15 protein-coding genes are annotated in these 15,363 nt (G+C 64.6%); 8 read left to right on the top strand and 7 right to left on the bottom strand.

Features of this window, described 5'->3' with window-relative positions; all coding sequences use genetic code 11:
* Positions 1-8: 8 nt before the first annotated feature.
* Positions 9-581 (top strand): EF-hand domain-containing protein, encoded by a 573-nt coding sequence (locus GKC30_RS05665; RefSeq protein ID WP_155932948.1) that lies wholly within the window; start codon positions 9-11, stop codon positions 579-581.
* Positions 582-669: 88 nt separating this feature from the next.
* Here GKC30_RS05665 and cydB read toward each other — a convergent pair whose 3' ends face one another.
* The 3 genes from cydB to GKC30_RS05650 form a co-directional block, all read right to left on the bottom strand.
* The gene (gene cydB, locus GKC30_RS05660) at positions 670-1,719 is read right to left on the bottom strand and encodes a cytochrome d ubiquinol oxidase subunit II (protein ID WP_155933486.1); all 1,050 of its coding nucleotides are present in this window, start codon (positions 1,717-1,719) and stop codon (positions 670-672) included.
* Between the two features lie 30 nt (positions 1,720-1,749).
* Entirely contained in the window at positions 1,750-3,072 is a 1,323-nt protein-coding gene (locus GKC30_RS05655; protein WP_155932946.1) for a cytochrome ubiquinol oxidase subunit I, read from the bottom strand.
* 125 nt (positions 3,073-3,197) lie between these two features.
* Positions 3,198-4,523: an ATP-dependent 6-phosphofructokinase gene (locus GKC30_RS05650; RefSeq protein WP_155932944.1), complete on the bottom strand. Its 1,326-nt coding sequence runs from the start codon at positions 4,521-4,523 to the stop codon at positions 3,198-3,200.
* Between the two features lie 106 nt (positions 4,524-4,629).
* On the opposite strand from GKC30_RS05650, the gene GKC30_RS05645 reads away from it, so the two are divergent.
* The 4 genes from GKC30_RS05645 to GKC30_RS05630 all read left to right on the top strand — a co-directional run bounded on the left by GKC30_RS05645 (position 4,630) and on the right by GKC30_RS05630 (position 8,045).
* Positions 4,630-5,049, top strand: a complete 420-nt coding sequence (locus GKC30_RS05645) for an Hsp20/alpha crystallin family protein (RefSeq protein ID WP_155932942.1) — start codon at positions 4,630-4,632, stop codon at positions 5,047-5,049.
* A 94-nt stretch (positions 5,050-5,143) separates the two neighbouring features.
* Positions 5,144-5,995 carry a zinc metalloprotease HtpX gene (locus tag GKC30_RS05640; RefSeq protein ID WP_155932940.1) on the top strand — a complete coding sequence of 284 codons (852 nt, stop codon included), beginning with the start codon at positions 5,144-5,146 and terminating at the stop codon, positions 5,993-5,995.
* 1 nt (position 5,996) lies between these two features.
* Positions 5,997-7,361 carry a trypsin-like peptidase domain-containing protein gene (locus tag GKC30_RS05635; protein ID WP_155932938.1) on the top strand — a complete coding sequence of 455 codons (1,365 nt, stop codon included), beginning with the start codon at positions 5,997-5,999 and terminating at the stop codon, positions 7,359-7,361.
* Between the two features lie 45 nt (positions 7,362-7,406).
* The gene (locus tag GKC30_RS05630; RefSeq protein WP_155932936.1) at positions 7,407-8,045 is read left to right on the top strand and encodes a class I SAM-dependent methyltransferase; all 639 of its coding nucleotides are present in this window, start codon (positions 7,407-7,409) and stop codon (positions 8,043-8,045) included.
* Between the two features lie 16 nt (positions 8,046-8,061).
* On the opposite strand, the gene GKC30_RS05625 is transcribed toward GKC30_RS05630, so the two are convergent.
* The 4 genes from GKC30_RS05625 to GKC30_RS05610 form a co-directional block, all read right to left on the bottom strand.
* A complete protein-coding gene (locus GKC30_RS05625; RefSeq protein ID WP_367613998.1) occupies positions 8,062-8,973 on the bottom strand; it encodes a DMT family transporter in 912 nt (303 codons plus the stop codon).
* A 128-nt stretch (positions 8,974-9,101) separates the two neighbouring features.
* A complete protein-coding gene (locus GKC30_RS05620; protein ID WP_155932932.1) occupies positions 9,102-9,713 on the bottom strand; it encodes a WbuC family cupin fold metalloprotein in 612 nt (203 codons plus the stop codon).
* A 57-nt stretch (positions 9,714-9,770) separates the two neighbouring features.
* The gene (locus GKC30_RS05615) at positions 9,771-10,631 is read right to left on the bottom strand and encodes a GNAT family N-acetyltransferase (RefSeq protein ID WP_155932930.1); all 861 of its coding nucleotides are present in this window, start codon (positions 10,629-10,631) and stop codon (positions 9,771-9,773) included.
* Entirely contained in the window at positions 10,631-11,425 is a 795-nt protein-coding gene (locus GKC30_RS05610; RefSeq protein WP_155932928.1) for a polysaccharide deacetylase family protein, read from the bottom strand. The genes GKC30_RS05615 and GKC30_RS05610 overlap by 1 nt, the downstream gene beginning before the upstream one ends.
* A 141-nt stretch (positions 11,426-11,566) precedes the next feature.
* On the opposite strand from GKC30_RS05610, the gene GKC30_RS05605 reads away from it, so the two are divergent.
* The 3 genes from GKC30_RS05605 to GKC30_RS05595 all read left to right on the top strand — a co-directional run bounded on the left by GKC30_RS05605 (position 11,567) and on the right by GKC30_RS05595 (position 15,213).
* Entirely contained in the window at positions 11,567-12,643 is a 1,077-nt protein-coding gene (locus GKC30_RS05605; protein WP_155932926.1) for a radical SAM protein, read from the top strand.
* A 132-nt stretch (positions 12,644-12,775) separates the two neighbouring features.
* The gene (locus tag GKC30_RS05600; protein WP_155932924.1) at positions 12,776-13,942 is read left to right on the top strand and encodes a glycosyltransferase family protein; all 1,167 of its coding nucleotides are present in this window, start codon (positions 12,776-12,778) and stop codon (positions 13,940-13,942) included.
* A 29-nt stretch (positions 13,943-13,971) separates the two neighbouring features.
* Positions 13,972-15,213 carry a glycosyltransferase family 4 protein gene (locus GKC30_RS05595; RefSeq protein WP_155933484.1) on the top strand — a complete coding sequence of 414 codons (1,242 nt, stop codon included), beginning with the start codon at positions 13,972-13,974 and terminating at the stop codon, positions 15,211-15,213.
* Positions 15,214-15,363 lie beyond the last annotated feature (150 nt).

Below are 15,363 nucleotides of genomic sequence, written 5' to 3'. Positions count from 1 at the left end.
AGTGTCCCATGAAACGATTTGCGCTGCTTTCGATCCTGTTCGCCGTCCTCGCCCTGACCGCCTCGGTCGCCGGGGCCCAGCCCCCGGAGCTGCGCGGCACATGGCGCGGCTCCTCCCACATCATGGAGGCCGCCGGCCCTCGCGAGGGGCAATGCGCCTATGTCATCAATGTCCAGGAAGGACAGCTCTTTTCCGGCTACAAGCTCTGGTTCGACGCCAAGAAGGTGCTGCAAAAGGAGACCTTTACCGGCGTTTTCGGCGATGACGGCAACCTGTACATCGCCGAGCGCGACGACGGATACACCATGGGACAGCGCACCAGCAAGCAGACCATGAGCCTGTACTATCTGGAGCACGGCGCACTGAACAAGGCCATTCTCTACAAGCTCGAGCGGGTCCACTTTGTCACCGGCTTTGTGGAGATCGACATTGACGGCGACCGGACCCTGGTTCATGCCGAGATTTCCACCCACTATCCCCTCAATGCCGAGCGGATCATGGCCGAGGCCGACACCAACAAGGACGGCAAGCTGACCGAGGCGGAGTGGGAGGCGTGGAAGCAGGCCAACACATACCACTAGCCATTTCGCGCCTTGAGCGGCAAATGAGAAAGACGAACGCCCGGCCAATGCAGGCCGGGCGTTCTGATGTGCGCGGGTGGGGAGGGGATCAGTAGTGGATGTCCCCCTCGCCCATGGGGGTGGCAAAGGTCTTGTATGCCCAGAGCTGGTAGCCGATGATCACTGGCAGGAAGACCAGGACCACTCCGAGCATGATGCCCAGGGTCAGCGGGCTGGAGGCCGAGTTCATGATGGTCAGGCTGTGGCCCGGATTGGGGTTGGACGGGATGATGGCCGGGAAGATGCCGGCCACGCCGAACATGGCCGTGCCGCCTATGTACAGGCTGGAAGCGCCCCAGGCGGTCCACCATTTCTTGGCGCCCATGGCCGTGCGCATGAGCACCAGCCCGACCACGGGCAGGACCAGGATGATGAAGAGTGCGGGGTAGAGGAAGTAGTTGCTGAAGAGCTGGGTCTCCACCGCGGTGTAGGCCAGGAAGAGCACGGTCAGCACCACCTGTATCGGCCAGGTCTTGAGGGCCACTTTCTCGGCCCGGTCCCGCAGGTCGCCTGTGGCCCGGATGCACAGCCAAAGCGCTCCGTGCATGACGAAGATGACCACAAAGAGCACGCCACCTGCCAGGCCATAGGGGTTGAGCAGTCCCAGGAGTCCGGCCTGGCTGAACCCGGTCTCGTCCAGGGGCAGGCCCCGGAAGATGTTGGCAAAGGCCACGCCCAGCAGCAGGGCGGGCAAAAAGCTGCCCACCGCGTGGCAGATATCCCAGGTTTTGCGCCAGCTGGCGCTTTCCACCTTGGAGCGGAACTCAAAGGACACCCCGCGGACGATGAGCGCGAAGAGCAGCAGCATCAGCGCGGTGTAGAGCCCGCTGAACATCTGGGCATAGGCGTAGGGAAAGGCGGCAAAGGTTACGCCGCCAGCAGCGATGAGCCAGACCTCGTTGCCGTCCCAGAAGGGGCCGGTGGCGTTGAGCATGGCCCGTTTCTCCTCCTCGGTCCTGGCCAGAAAGGGATGCAGCGTGCCCACGCCGAGGTCAAAGCCGTCCAGGATGAAGTACACGGCCCAGAGCACCCCCCACAGGACGAACCAGGTCACCGCCAGATAGTAGTGAACCGTTCCGGTTTCAACGAATGTATCCATCATTGCAGCGTCTCCTTGTGGTCTCTTGGGTTAAGCGGCCTTGACCTGAATGGGGGTATGGTCTTCGGGACCCTTCTTGGCCAGCCGGACCATCAGCCAGATGCCCGCCGCGCCCAGCAGGGTGTAGAGCAGGCACATCAGGATGAAGGAAAAGGCCACGGTCCCGGTAGTGACCGGAGACACCGCGTCCGAGGTGCGCATGAGCCCATAGACGATCCACGGCTGACGGCCTACCTCGGCCAGCACCCAGCCCGCCTGCATGGCGATGTAGGGCAGGGGGATGCACCAGGGCAGGATTTTCAGGTAGAGGGGATAGCGTGTCAGCTTGTTGCGCATGACCCAGCCGAACAGGGCAAGTACCGGCAGCAACGTGCCGATGCCCACCATGACCCGGAACCCGAGAAAGGTCAGGAGGACGGGCGGACGGTCCTCCTTGGGAATGTCGTTCAGACCGACCACCTCGGCGTTGACGTCGTTGTAGGCCAGGAAGCTCAAGGCTCCGGGAATGGGCAGGGCCTCCACCAGATTGCCTTCCTTGCCGGGAACGACCAGCAGGTACAGGGGCGCGTTGCGCTGGGTTTCCCAGTGGGACTCCATGGCCGCCAGCTTGGCGGGTTGGACCTGGGACATGTGGTTGCCGTGGAAGTGGCCCTCCACCACGGTGAAGACCGAGAAGACCAGGGCCACGCCCGCGCCCACGGCAAAGGACTTCTGAAAGAACTCCACATGACTCTCGCGGATGAGGTGCCAGGCGGCGACCCCCATGACGAAGAAGCCTCCCAGGCAGAGCGCTCCGGGAATGACGTGGAAGAATTGGTACCAGCCGAAGGGGTTGGTGACCACGGCGAGGAAGTCGGTCAGCTCGGCCCGGCCGTTGCGGATGACATAGCCGGTGGGGTCCTGCATGAAGCCGTTGGCCAGGAGGATCCAGATGGCCGAGAGGTTGGAGGCCAGGGCAATGAGCCAGGCCACGATGGCGTGCGCCTTGGCCGAGAGCTTGTTCCACCCGAAGTGCCATACGCCGATGAAGGTGGATTCGAGGAAAAAGGCCGCCGTGGCCTCAATGGCCAGCAGCGAGCCGAAGATGTCGCCCACAAAGGCGGAGTAGCGCGACCAGTTGGTGCCGAACTGGAACTCCAGGGTGATGCCCGTGACCACGCCCAGAGCGAAGTTGACCAGAAATATCTTGCCCCAGAATTTGGCCATTTTCTGATAGGTCTTGTTGCCCGTGCGTACATAGGCGGTCTCCATGCAGGCGATGAGCACCGACAGCCCCAGCGTCAGCGGGACGAAGAGAAAATGAAACATGGTTGCCGCCGCGAATTGCAGCCGCGAAAGCATAAGCACATCCATACAAACCCCCTTTGCGGATATTGCCGAACCAAACCGTAAAAAAGCGCGTCAGTCCGATGGTGCGGCCAAATTATACCCAGCCCGGACACAAATCAAGAATAATAACTATAATTATCGAAAAAAAGTCAATCGTTCCTCATGGTGGCGGGTTGGCCGGTGGATTCGAGCACGGCCCGCCAGTAGTTGGAATCGGTCAGGATGCGTTTCTTGCCCCGGGTGACCAGATCAATGGGGATGTGCACATAGCGGCCGTTCCAGCGTGAGATGACGAGGTTGGTGCGCCCGGCCATGGCCGCATGGACCGCATTGATGCCGAGAAACGAGCAGTATATGCGGTCGTTGGCGTTGGCTGGTACCGAGCGGACGATGTAGCTCGGGTCGATGTATTTGAGGGTCGCATCGATTCCCTGGGCCTTGAAATGAGCGAGGATCTCGCCTTTGAGCAGCCCGCCGATGTCGCCGAGGATCTTGTTGCCCGAGGCGTCGGTCCGGCTGGTCTGGTCGAGCAGGTCCTGGCCAGCGCCCTCGGCCACCACGATGACCGCGTTGCCGCGCCGCTTCATCCGCGAATCCAGGGCAGCCAGGAATCCCTTCTCTCCGAGGAGGTCGAAGGGGGCCTCGGGGATGAGCACGAAGTTGACCGCCTGGCAGGCCAGGGCGCTCTGGGCGGCGATGAAGCCCGCGTCGCGTCCCATGACCTTGACCAGACCGATGCCCCAGGGGGCGCCTGTGGCCTCCACATGAGCCCCCTTGATGGCCATGGTGGCGGTTTCCACGGCCGTGTCAAAGCCAAAGGAAGGCGAGGCGAAGTCGATGTCGTTGTCAATGGTCTTGGGCAGGCCGACCACGCTGATGGAGAGGCGGCGCTTGACCACCTCGCGGATCACGGCGCTGGCTGCGCGCATGGTCCCGTCGCCGCCGATCATGAAGAGGATGGACACGTTCATGCGCTCCAGGGCGTCCACGATGGCTTCCGGGTCCTGAGGCCCACGCGAGCTGCCCAGGAAGGTGCCGCCGAACTCGTGGATGCGGCTGACGCGTTCGGGCGTCAGCTCCACGATGTCGTGCCCCTCCTCGGGGATGAAGCCTGCCAGGCCGAAGCGGATGCCCAGCACCGAGGGCACACGGTACTCATGGACCGCTGTCATGACGATGGCGCGGATGACATCGTTGAGGCCGGGGCACAGGCCGCCGCAGGTGACGATGGCGCACTTGGTCTTGCTGGGATCGTAGTAGACCCTGCTTCGGGGGCCGGCCGGTTCGAAAAAAGCGCGCCGTTTGCTGCCGCCCTTGCCTTGCAGTTCCACATTGGACCGCGAGATGTGGACCAGCACGGCCTCGTCCTCGTCCACGAACCGGCCCAGGCTCAAGGGGTTGTTGATCTTGGCCTCGCCCACCCGGTCGATGGCGGTCTCGGCCGGGGCAACGAGTTTTTCCTGACTGGTTTTCATGGCGCTCCTCGCGGGTTTGACAGGTTGAGCTGTGCCTCGCATTGTTATATGGATTTTCGGCAAGGGGCAAATTATTATTGATTCGAGCGGGTGCTCGGGAGCCGACATGGGCAAGGGAAACGCGCCCCCCTGGGCGGAGATGGCGGGACTCGGGGCCGCAAACCGGGCGGATCGCGGGGGCGTGGGACGCTGCTGGGTTCCTGCGGCCGATGTACTGGAGTGCGCCGACAGGGTGGTCATTGTCGTGGAGTTGCCGGGTATCAGCCTTGAGGATGTGACCGTGGAGGTGCGAGGCCAGGATCTCTGGGTCCACGGGACAGCGCCAGGTCGAACGGAAGGGGTGGTGCGCCATCACGTCGTGGAGCGGGCCGTGGGGCCTTTTGCCCGTCGTTTCGCCTTGGCCGGCCTGTGCGCCGGGGCCGGTGAGAGCGTGGGCGGCGAGATCTCGGCCGTGTTCCGGGGCGGATTGCTCACCGTAACCCTGTTGAAGTCCCGTTCCGCCCGCCGCCGGATTCCCGTGGATTGACCCGTCGCCGAGGCGCACACCCCCGTAGGGCTTGACGCCGCCGCCCCAGTGCCTATCTGATGGAAAGCATGTTTTTCCGGAGGATACCGACACCATGACGAGCAACATAAAGACCCTACTCTTCCTTGGTCTGCTGACCGGCCTGCTGCTCTTCCTCGGTGGCCTCATGGGCGGGCGCACCGGGCTTGTCCTCGCCTTTGGCTTTGCCATGGTCATGAACGTGGGCAGCTACTGGTACTCGGACAGGATCGTCCTGAAGATGTACAAGGCCCGGGATCTTTCGCGGGGCGACGCACCCCACATCCACGCCGTGGTCGAGGAGATGGCCGCCCGGGCGGGCATCCCCAAGCCCCGCATCGCGCTGATTCCCCAGGACGCGCCCAACGCCTTTGCCACGGGGCGCAACCCGGAGAACGCCGTGGTGGCCGTGACCCGTGGCATCGTGGCCATCCTCAATCCCGACGAGCTCAAGGGCGTGCTCGGCCACGAGTTGGGCCACATCGCCAACCGCGACATCCTTATCCAGACCGTGGCCGCCGTGCTGGCCGGGGCCATTGTCTTCATCGCCAATATGCTTCAGTGGACGGCCATCTTCGGCATCGGCCGCAGCGACGGGGAGCGGGGCAACCCCCTGGCGGCCATCGCCCTGGCCATCCTGGCGCCCATTGCCGCTGCCATGATCCAGATGGCCATCTCGCGCTCACGCGAGTATCTGGCCGACGAGGCCGGGGCACGCCTCAGCGGCGACCCGCTCCATCTGGCCGGGGCCCTGGGCAAGCTCGACGCCGCTGCCGAGCGCGTACCCCTGCAGGGCAGCCCTGCCACGGAGAACATGTTCATCGTCAGCCCGTTCCGGGGCAGCGGGGCGTCCTCGCTGTTCGCCACGCATCCGCCAGTGGCCGAGCGCATCGCCCGGCTGCGGGCCATGGCCGGGAGGGGGCGCTAACATGGACCGAAGTCCGCGTCGTCTGCCCGCGGTCCTGGCGCTGGTCCTGTTCATGGCCGGGCTGTGGGCCGGGGCGGGCGACGCTTTGGCCAGGAATCAGGCTGCCGGGGCGGACGAGCGGCGTACTCCCGTTGTCCGTGCCGTCCAGGCCACAAGCCCGTCGGTGGTCAACATCACCGTGGCCCGGCGCGACCAGCCCGGCGTACGCTCGCCCTTTGGCGATCCTTTTTTCGACAGGTTTTTCGGAGGGTTTCCCGGCCAGCGGTCCGGGCCGTCCCACAACCTCGGCTCCGGGGTGATCATCGACGGCGCCAAGGGACTGGTCCTGACCAACGCCCATGTCGTGGCCGGGGGCGACGACATTGCGGCTCGTCTGCTCGACGGCCGCGAGTACGTGGCCGAGCTGGTGGGTTCGGACCCGGACTTCGACCTTGCCGTGCTGCGGCTCACCGACGCCCAGGGACTGCCCCAGGTTGCCATGGGCGATTCCGACGACATCCTCATCGGCGAGACGGTCATCGCCATCGGCAACCCCTTTGGCTACTCCCACACCGTGACCACGGGGGTGGTTTCGGCCCTGAACCGGCCCATGACCACCGAGCGCGGGGCCTTCGGCAGCTTCATCCAGACCGATGCGGCCATCAATCCCGGCAACTCGGGCGGGCCGCTGCTCAACATCCACGGCCAGCTCATCGGCATCACCACCGCCATCCGGGCCGGGGCCGAGGGCATCGGCTTCGCCATTCCGGTGAACAAGGCCAAGCTCGTGGTCCGCGAGCTGCTCGACACCGGCCATGTGGCCCCCATCTGGCTCGGCCTCTTCGGCCAGGACGTGGATCAGGCCACGGCGCGGTATTTCCGGCTCAGAAGCCTGAGCGGGCTGCTGGTGGCCGAGGTCCATCCCGATACACCGGCCGCGGCCGCGGACATCCGGCCCGGAGACATCGTCCTGGACTTCAACGGCCGCGAGCTGACGGGCAAGGACGACTACCTGGCCAGGCTCTTCGGCGTGACCCGCACCGAGACCGTGACGCTGACAGTGCTGCGAGACGGTCAGGAGCGCGGATTGACCCTGCGTCCCCAGCCCCTGGACCGGGCCAGGGCGCTGGAGCTGGTGCTCGCCCGCTGGGGCTTCGAGCTGGTGGACCGCCAGGGGGGCGGGGCCGAAGTGACGCGGGTGAGGCCCGGCAGCGCGGCCGCCCAACTGGGGCTGCAACCGGGCGACATCATTCATCAGATAGGCAACAGGCGGCTGGCCTCCGGCCTTGACCTGCTCAACGCTTTTTTGCGAAACAGGATGAACAATGCCGTGTTCATGCGCGTTCAGCGCGGGCGCGGTCTCTACCATGTCCGGCTGACGCTGTAGGCGGCAGGGACGGGAACCGGGGAACGCACCACCCGAAGGAGGGGTATGCAGGATCAACGAAGATACTGGACGGAGCGGGGAAGGGACAAGACCTTCACCACGCCGTTCAGGATGGACGTTTTTCAGGAACATGTGGACAGGGACGCACGGGTGCTCGACTTCGGCTGCGGCTACGGGCGGACCCTGGCCGAGTTGGCCGCGGCGGGGTACACCGGCCTGACCGGCATTGATTTTTCCGAGCCCCTCATCGAGCGCGGCCGGGCCGAGCATCCGGGCCTGGACCTCGTTGCCTATCCGGGCGGTCCGCTTCCCTTCGGGGACAACGTCTTTGACGCGGCCATGATGCTCGGCGTGTTCACCTGCATCGTCGAGACCAGGGCCCAGGCCGAGGCCCTGCTGGAGCTCAAGCGGGTGCTGCGCCCGGGCGGGCTGCTCTACGTCAACGACTTTCTGCTCAACCGCGACCGGCGCAACCTCGACCGCTACAAGATCGGCCATGAAAAGTACGGTATTTACGGCATTTTTGACGTGGATGACGGCGGGATCATGCGTCACCATGACCGCAACCACATGGAAGCCCTGTTTCTCGATTTCGAGACGGTGGTTTTCGAGGAGACGGTCTTCGAGACCATGCACGGCCACCTCTCCAACGGATTCTGGGCTTTGCTGCGGCTTCCCGCCTGACGCTGTCCGGGGCGGGTCAGGGTTTGAGCTGGCTTAAGATCATGCCCGCCAGCATCAGGCCGCAGCCGATCAGGGCGCGCAGGGAGAGCAGTTCGCCGAGCATCAGCCAGCCGCCCACAACCGCGAACACGGCCTCAAGGCTCAGGATGATGGCCGCGTGGGCGGGCTGGGCGTCGCGTTGGGCCACCACCTGGAGGGTGTAGGCCACGCCCACGGACATGAGCCCGCCGTAGGCGATGGGCAGGGCCGCGCTACGCAGCCCGGCCAGGGCAATCTCCTCGGTGGCAACGGCTCCGATGAGGCTCAAGGCGGCGCAGGCCGCGAATTGGACTGTGGAGAGCTTGACCGCGTCCACCGCGTCCATGCCGGGCGAGAGCTTGCCGATGAGCAGCACATGCCCGGCCCAGAAAAGCGCACCGATGAGGATGAGCAGGTCGCCAAAGGCGATGGAGACCCCCGAAGTGACCGAGAGCAGGTACATGCCCACCACGGCCAGTGATGCGCCGAGCCAAGTGCCCCATCCGGGCCGCTGGGCCAGCATCAGGCCGAAGATGGGCACGAAGACCACATAGAGTCCGGTGATGAACCCCGCCTTGCCCGCGGTGGACGCCTCAAAGCCCATGGTCGCCAGTTGCGGCGCGGCCAGCCCCATCTGCTGGAGGGTGGCCCCGCAGAACAGGGCCAGCCCGAGCAGCCCGCCGCCCGCGGCCATTTTTTTCCTGTCCGTGCCCACAAAACCGGGAGTGCGGCGTTTTTCCATGTACACCACCAGCGGAACCAGGGCCAGGGCGCCCAGGGCGAAGCGCACCCCGTTGAAGGTCAGGGGGCCGATGTGGTCCATGCCCATGCGCTGGGCCACAAAGGCGAAGCCCCAGATGGCGGCGGTGACGAAGAGCAGGATGTCTGCCCGGAGAATGCGGCTGTTCACGTGCGGTCTCCTTGGAAAAAGATCACATCGTGTACAGCATTCGGGCAGTGCGGCGCAACCCCGGCGTCAGGCCCGGAAGCACGGAGCCGGGGTGGGGCGCGAAAGCTGTTCGGGCGGCGACGGGCAGGTCAGGCTTCGTCGTTCCTGTCCCGTTCTTTTTCTCCGGCGGCGTTGCCCTCCGCCTCGGCCTTTGCCGCGTCGGCCTGGGCCGTTGCCCGCTCGGACAGATCCTTGAGCATACCCAGCATGTACGCCTCGGCCTCTTGGGCATCCTCGGCCGGAGCCCAGGCCGGAATGTCCTTGTCCCTTTCCTTTTCGAAGGGGCCGTCCTTGACCTCGAAGATCAGGGTGTCGGGCTTGAGCGCCACATAGGTGTGGTAGACATGGGGAGCCACGTCCACGCCGAAGCTCTCGGTGCCGGGCTGGAGCAGGGTATGGTCGGCGATGCCGCCGTCCTCGGTGAAGCGCACAAAGAGCACCGAGCCGGAGATGACCAGGATGGTCTCGCTCTTGACCGGGTGCAGATGGCGGTGGGGGGGGATGTAGGTGCCGGGCTGGAGCGCGTTGAACATGCGGTGTGTGCCCGCGTCAAGCGTCTTGTGCAGCCTCTGGACCACCCGCTTTCGCGGGCTCTGTCGCGACATGGCCAGCAGGTTGCCCACCATGGTCAGGGTCAGGGGGACGATGTCGCCTTCGGGCGCGGCCACTGCCGTGGGAAAGTCCTTGTTGTCTTCACTCATGCCCGACCATACCCCGCCCGGGGCGTCAGGGCAAGCCGGGGAAGGCCCGGGGCTGGGTCAATCCAGCTTCTGGCCCAGCAGGACGATCTCTGAGTAGGCGAGATCCACGTTGCGCGGCTTTATCCGGGAGGATTTGTAAAAGCGCGGCGAGGGGATGGCCTCCACCTCGGCCCCGTCGCCGACTTTTTCCACAAAGCGGCGGTCGGCGGCCAGCACACAGTCGCCTTCGGGCAGCAGGGCCTGGGCTATGTCGGGCGCCCGGTCGGTGAACAGGCCGGGATTGCTGCGGTAGAGCACGTCGTAGTAGGTGACGTTGTTGCCCTTGGCGGCGATGGAGAGCAGCAGCAGGCACTGGGTGCAGCGCGTGGAAACCAGCACCGGGGTCACGGCCAGGCCCAGATGGTCCTTGAGCACCTTGACCTCGTCGGGGTTGGCCCGGGTCATCATCACCTCGGGGTCGTGAATAAGTTCGAGGTTCTCGAACTCGTGGCCGTCCTTGCGCCAGAGCAGTCGCTCGGTGTCGAGCACGTCAAGGCCCATCTTTTTAAAAAAATCAAGTCGCTTGGGAGACAGGGAGATGACAGTGTAGGTCACGTCCGGGTCTGCAGTGGCCATCTCGATCATGGCCCGGCCCAGCCCCTGGCCCCGGTATTCCTTGAGGAGGTACCAGGAGGTGAAGTTGAGAAACCGCTCGCGCCGGGAGCCGATGGGCCGATGGGAGCAGACATGGCCGTGAAAGCCCACGATGCGTCCCGCGTCCTCTGCCACGATGCCCATGTCCGGGCTTTCCGCGCACCAGGGGGCGGCAAAGAGGCGTTTCCACCGCTCAACGGGATATTCGGGATTCATGTGGGTGTGCAGCAGGGTGCAGATGGCGTCGATGTCGCTGGCTTCGGCGGGGCGCAGGGTGGCGGTCATTATGGTCTTCCTTTCGATTGGGCGGCTGGCGGCCAGATCTCGGCGGGGCTCATCCAGGCGGCGGCGGGATGGGAGCGGGTGGCCGAAAGCAGGTCTTCCATGAAGCCCCAGGCATTTTCATCCATCTCCAGATGGTGGGTGAGTATGCCCGTGGGTTCGTCCGGGTTCACGCGGCCGGACCGTTTTTCCTTAAGGTGTTCCGCAATGGAGGTCACGCATTTTTCCAGGCCCGCGAAACGCGCAGGCCCATGTTTCCATGTGAGCAGGTCGCAGTGGGCATCGGCCCGGCGCAGTCCGGGCGGTGGCGCGGGCGCATCCGTCCCGCCCTCGGCCGACACGCCGCAAAAACCCAGACCGGGCAGCAGGTCGAGCAGGGCCGGGTCCATTCTGTTCCATGGCGGCACCACGGTCGGCACGAACCGCTCTCCGAAGAGGTCGCCCAGGGTCCGCATGCCAGAGCGCAGCTCGGCCAGAATTTCGGCCATGGGCCGATGCGGGCCAAGCTCCCAGGCCCCGTTGCCCGGCGGCGCGTGGTTGGCGTGGGCGTAGCCATGCTGGAGTACCAGCAGACCGGGCGCACCCAGCACATGGTCGCGCAGCCCAATTCCCGTTCTGGCCGGGATAACGGCCAGCCCGCAGGCCACGCCGTGGTCCGCGCCCAGGCGCGTCAGCCGTTCCAGGGCGGGGCTGGGCGCGGCCGCGTCGTCGTCGCGCCACCACAGGCCCGCCACTACTCCGGCGCGGGACCAGACATCCAGCTCATCGAGCAGCGGGGTGAACAACTCAGCGACCATGGTTTCCTCGGTGACAGCCCTTGTAGCAGACGTTTCCCCGGAACCGCAAGCCGCGGTCTGGCGTTTTCATTCGATACATGTCAGGAAGGGGGCCAGAGGATTCAACCCGTGCGCGAGCCTGCCAGCAACATCATATGGAACATGACGCGGAAGTGCAATTTTCGCTGCGAATACTGCTACTTCCCCCACGACAACACCCCCGTTACCCAGATTCTGCCCGTGGACCGGATACGCGCCTTTCTTGATGCCACGGGCCGGGAGTGGACCGTGGGCATGACCGGGGGCGAGCCCTTCATCTATCCAGGTTTCGTGGACATCTGCGCCGCCCTGACCCGGCATCACCGCATCGGCGTGGACACCAACCTCTCGATGTCCTCCAGGGTGCGCGAGTTCGCCCGGCGCATTGATCCGGCCCGCGTACAGGATCTCTACGTGGCCTTGCATATCAAGGAGCGCGAGCGCGTCAGGGGGGTGGCCGCATTCATCGACAACGCCCGGCTGCTGGCGGATTCCGGGTTCAAGGTCATCGTCAACTACGTGGTCCACCCGGAGCTTGAGACACGGTTCGCTGCCGACTGCGAGTTTTTTGCCCGCCACGGCATAGGCATCACTCCGCGTCCCTTTCGGGGCGAGCATCAGGGGCGGCGCTACCCCGAGGCCTACGGCGAGCGGGCACACGCCATCTTTGCCGACCATCCCGAGCAGGGACTCAAGGTCGCCTTCAACTTCATGGGCGTGCCCTGCCACGCCGGGCGTACGCTTCTGCGCCTGGACGAGGACGGCACGGTCTATCGTTGTCCGGGCGACAAGACCGTGCTCGGCAACGTGCTCGGCGAGGTGCGCCTGTTTGACGGGCCGCAGCCCTGCGTTCGGCCGCGTTGTCCCTGCCGGGGGCTGGACCATGTGCTTCTCGACGCTGTCGGCCAACGGCTTGTCCGCGGGGTGCAATTTGCCGTGGTGGGAGACCTCGACGCCTCGGAAGCCTCCTTTGGGCAGGCCCTTGACCTCGCCCCCGGGCACCCCTGCGCCGAAAACAATCTGGGCGTCATCGCCTTCCGGCGCGGGGACAGGGCCGCCGCTGTTGAGCGGTTCGCCGCCGCCCATAGTGCCCGGTCGGGCAAGGCGGACTACCTCGACAACCTTGCCATGGCCCGCGGCCCTGGGCCTGACCGCGACCCAAAAATCTGTCTGGACGTGCATCCCGCCGCTGGAAAGTAAATGGTGGCAGAGGACGACAAACTCGGGTATGAAGTCCGGGTCGGCTTCGCTGAGAAGGGGGTCGACGGCCCCGCCTCAGGCGGGCGCCCATGCGAGCACGCTGACCGGCGCAGGACATTGCCCGAAACGGATATGGAATCGAATTCGTACAACATCCTGATGTATTCCCACGACACATACGGTCTGGGACATATTCGGCGCACCATGGCCATTGCGAGAAATCTCGTTCGGCCGGGCGTCAACATCCTCATCGTCACCGGGTCGCCCATCGTGGGCCGCTACACCATGCCCCTTGGCGTGGACTTCGTGCGTATGCCCGGCATGATCAAGAAGAGCAATACGGTCTACGTCCCCCATTCCATCAAGGTCGATCCCAAGATCGCCATCGCCATCCGCAAGAACATCATCCTGTCCACGGCCAAGGCTTTCAAGCCCGACCTCTTCATCGTGGACAAGGTTCCCTCCGGCCTCAAGGGCGAGGTGCTGCCCACCCTCAAGTGGATCAAGGGCCACCTTCCCTGCGCCCGCGTGATTCTCGGTCTGCGCGACATTCTGGATGACGCTGCCTCCACCCGGGTCGAGTGGGAAAAGAAGAAGTACTTCGACCTGCTGCGCGACCTCTATTCCGAAATCTGGGTCTACGGCGAAAAGGCCCTCTACGATCCCATCGCCGAATACGCCTTTCCCCAAGACATTGCGGACAAGACCGTGTTTACCGGCTACATTCCGCGCAAGGTGCCGGGCATACGCAAGCTCAAACGCAAGCACAAGCAGGTGGTGGTCACCATCGGCGGCGGCGGAGACGGCTATGTGGTGCTCGACAACTACCTGAAAATGCTCGAAACAAACGGAGAGGTGGATTTCAGGACATTGATGATAACAGGTCCGTTCCTCCCTCCCGCCAAGCTCGACGAACTGGCTGACCGCGCCCGTGCTGTCAAGGTCCAGATCCGCCCATTTTTCAAGAACATCGAAAAGCGTATGGCCAATGCGGACCTTGTGGTCACCATGGGCGGCTACAACACCCTGTGCGAAATCCTCTCCCTCAGGAAGCCCGCCCTGGTCATTCCCCGCGACAAACCCCGCCAGGAGCAATTGCTGCGGGCCAAGGTCTTTCGCGGACGCGGCCTGTGCGACTTTATCCGCTGGGGCGAGGTCACACCCGAGGTCCTGCGGCAGAAGGTCAACGCCCTCCTCGACAACCCCGGCGAGTGCGTGGCTGACCTCAAGGAGTTCCGAATGACCGGACTTGAGGTCATGTGCGAGCGTCTCGCCCATTTCAGAGAGAACTGTTCGTGACGCCACCCTCCAAGGGGCAGACCCTGGGGATGGTGCTCAAAGGGTATCCCCGCATATCCGAAACCTTCATCTCCAACGAGATAAGGCTGCTTGAGGCCATGGGTTTTCGCATCCACATCTATTCCATGCGAGCCCCCCGCGAAAACTTCAGCCATGCGTCCATCAAGGAAATCAAGGCCCGCGTCACCTATCTGCCCGAGTCGCTTCTCCTTGGCCTGCCCGCGCTGCTGTGGCACAATCTTCGCCTTTTCTTACGTCTCCCCCGGCGCTATCTCGGCTGCCTGAAGCTGATGGCCTCGCGCTTTCGCCTCGCGCCCAAGAAGCACACCTGGGTCAAGCACATGCTCCAGGCGGGGTATCTTGTCCAGAAGTCCGTGATGGACCATGGCGTGGACCTTGGCCACCTGCACGGACATTTCGCGCACACGCCAACCACAGTGACCATGTACGCCGCCTTCCTGGCCGGCCTGCCCTTCAGCTTCACGGCCCACGCCAAGGATATCTACACCCAGGACCCCCGCCGCTTTACCGACAAGGTGGCCCGGGCCGAGTTCGTGGTCACCTGCACCCGCTACAACGAGACCTATCTCAACTCGGTCTGCAACGATCAAACGCCCATCCACTGCGTCTATCACGGCATCAATCTCGACCTTTTCTCCCCCAACGGTCGGCCTGCCATGACCACGCCGCCCTACCACGTTCTGACCGTGGCCCGGTTCGTTCCCAAGAAGGGCATAGACACCATCCTGCGCGCCCTGGCCCGGCTGCGGGACCAGGGCATTTCGCTGCGCTACACCCTGGTGGGCGACGGCAAGAGCGCGGACAAACGCGCCATTCGCGAGCTCATCCGCGAACTCGGCCTTGATGACATGGTCTCCATGCCCGGCACCGTGACCCACGACGAGGTCATCCGACTGCTGCACGAGGCCGACTGCTTCACCTTGGGCTGCCGCAAGGCCAGCGACGGCGACCGCGACGGCATCCCCAACGTGGTGGCCGAGGCCATGGCCACTGGCGTTCCCGTGGCCGCCACCAATGTTTCTGGCCTGCCAGAACTCGTGGCCCACGACCAGACCGGCCTGCTTTGCCCCCCCGACGACCCGGCCGCCCTGGCCGGGATCATCCTCCGCCTGCTCACCGACCAACCCACTCGCGACAGGCTCATCCCGGCCGCCCGTCAGACCGTGCACCAGGTCTTTGACAACAAACAACTCATCCGCGAGTTGGGGAACATCTACCTCTCCCACCACGTCCCCTGCCCCGGCCGATAGACGGGGCAAAGAAACAAACGCCCCGCCCGCCCAGGGAAAAGGGAACAAGGCTCATTCGAACAATCAGACCCCGCCGTGTGTTTGCAACATGGCGGGGTTTTCAGGAGGCTCTCGCTTCGCGCCCGTCATCCTCGGGGCGCTTCGGGAGGC

The sequence above is a fragment of the Pseudodesulfovibrio alkaliphilus genome (assembly GCF_009729555.1).
Lineage (GTDB): Bacteria > Desulfobacterota > Desulfovibrionia > Desulfovibrionales > Desulfovibrionaceae > Pseudodesulfovibrio > Pseudodesulfovibrio alkaliphilus.
This window is presented reverse-complemented; position numbering and strand designations above follow the sequence as displayed.